Source organism: Skermanella sp. (genome assembly GCF_059503625.1).
Genome location: NZ_JCACHA010000494.1, coordinates 1 through 2,181 on the forward strand (window position 1 = coordinate 1; position 2,181 = coordinate 2,181).

Below are 2,181 nucleotides of genomic sequence, written 5' to 3' on the forward strand. Positions count from 1 at the left end.
TGCCATTTTCCTGCCATTAACCAACTCTCAAAACAGTTGGCATAGCTTAGGGTCACCACAATCCTTCCACGCACGCTTGGATACTGAAGATGCCGATCTCTTCGCGCTGGCGTTCGATTTCCGTCGTGCTTCCCCTGCTGTTTTCCGCCGGCGCCGCACTGACGGCCGCGCCGGCCCTGGCCCGTGCTCCCGAGACGGCGGCAGTCCTGGAAACCATCGACACCGGGACCGTCTCACGATCGGCCGTAGAAGCCTTGCTGACCCGCGCGGGTGCGGGCGATACCGAAGCGGCGGAAGTCGCGGCACGCCTGTACGACCGTGGCATCGGCGTCAAATGGGACCTGCCGAGCGCGCTGCGCTGGTATACGGCGGCGGCGATCGGCGGCAGCAACAGCGCGAAGCGCGAAGCGTCCCGGCTGTGGCGCGTCATGCCGCCGGTCAGTCAGCGGCGGGCGGAGGCCGTGCTTGCCCACTTCTTCACCGATGCCGAGTTGGCGGGCATCGGCATCGGCCCGGTCCGGCGGCCCGCCACCCAGCGAAGCTGGATGACCAACCTGGAAGCGGCCGGCTTCCTCGCCGCCCCGGCTCCGACCGTTCCCGCTGCCGCCGTCCCGGCGCCTGCCGCAGTCCCATCGGCGGCTGCGGCCGCCGTGCCGGCCGCAGCCGCCGTGCCGGTCGCCGCATCTGTTCCGGCACCGGCCGCCGTCATCAGGTCTTCCGTGTCGAAACCGCTGTCGCCGCAGCTCATGTCGGCCGTTGCCGCTCCACCGGCACTCCTGCCGGCAGTCCAGGCGCCTGCCGCCGCACCGCCCGCGGCACCGGAGGCAGCCGTCTCCGTGGCACTCGTCGCTCCCCCGCCCCACAAGCCCCGCCCGAAGGATGCCGCCCCGGTCTCGGCCGCCGTGCCGCCGGTCCACAAACCCGTACCTCCGGTCAAGCCGAAACGCTAGAAGCCGCTCTCCCGGACCAGCACGCCAAGCGCCACACGCAAGGTGCGCCCGGCAATGCTTTCGCGCTGCCCTTCCAGAAGGACCTTGCCGCGCAGGACGCGGCCGGGAGCGGCCAGCGCGGTTTCCGCCTTCAACAGGACGCGATAGATCGGGCTTTCCGGAACCAGGGCGCGGTCGCTGGCGGTATCCTGCCTGACGGCGATGTCGCCGCCGTTGAGCGATGCCAGCGATTGCTCCGCAAGGGTCCGGCTGCTGCCGTCGTCGATGGCGACGATCTTCAGCGGGATCGAAGTTTCGCCGAGGTCGTCGGGGTGGAAGACCCCGTCCGTACCGATGGCGACGCGTCTCAGATCGTCCTCACCGATATAGGCCTCCACGATGCCGGAGGCCGGATCGATCAGCATGGCGAGGGGAGTGCTCTCCTTCAGCCATTCACCCGGCAGAAGAGGATCGGTCAGTTCCACGATCCTGCCGGAGATCGGAGCCGTGACCACCAGCCGGTCCAGCTCGCTCCTGAAACCGGCGGACTCCGCCTGCGCCGCTTCGAGCTCCCTCCAGGATACCTGATTGCGTTCGAGCAGGTCGCGGTTCATGCCCTGGAACTGCACCTGCCAGCGCAGCACCTGGGCCTTGCGCTGCGCCTGCTGGAGCGCGTGTTCCAGGTCGGGAGAGGTAAAACGGAACAGCACGTCGCCGGCGGTCACCTGCTTGCCGGCATATGCGAGCGACTCCGCCAGCATGGCAGCCTTGGGCACGAACAGGCGGGTCTGCTGCTCCGCCCTGAGCACGGCCGGCGCCGGAACCGATCCCCGCCAGGGGACCAGAAGCAACGCGGTCAGTCCCGCGAAACCGATCAGTGTCGCAATGCTGTTGCGGTTGATCCGAACCCGGTCGCGGCGGGTTGCCCAGTCCGCCAACTCACCCCAGATCGGACGGGCGATGAACCAGACCAACTCGACCCCCATCAGGAAAATGCCCAGCAGCTTGAAGAACAGGTGGTAGACCAGCAGCGCTATCGTCAGGAACAGGAAGAACCGGTAGATCCAGGTCCCGTAAGCGTAGAACATCAGGATCCGGCGGGTCCTTGCCGGAAAATGCTCCGGTGGCGGATCGCCGAAGCCGAACAGCTTTTCACGCAGCCACCAGCGGGCGAGCGCGAAGGAGCGGTCCTGGAGGTTGGCGATGTCGAGGTAGTCGGACAGCAGGTAGTAGCCGTCGAACCGCATGAAGG

Annotated in this window: 2 protein-coding genes; one reads left to right on the forward strand and one right to left on the reverse strand. The window is 67.6% G+C overall.

Annotation, left to right across the window (positions count from 1 at the left end):
* Positions 1-89: 89 nt before the first annotated feature.
* Entirely contained in the window at positions 90-950 is an 861-nt protein-coding gene (locus tag AC5JJ6_RS10735; protein ID WP_496042025.1) for a hypothetical protein, read from the forward strand.
* Here the strand turns inward: AC5JJ6_RS10735 and AC5JJ6_RS10740 are convergent.
* Positions 947-2,181: efflux RND transporter periplasmic adaptor subunit (locus AC5JJ6_RS10740; protein ID WP_496042026.1), on the reverse strand; the 1,235-nt coding region annotated here is incomplete at its 5' end. The two genes, AC5JJ6_RS10735 and AC5JJ6_RS10740, sit on opposite strands and share 4 nt — an antisense overlap.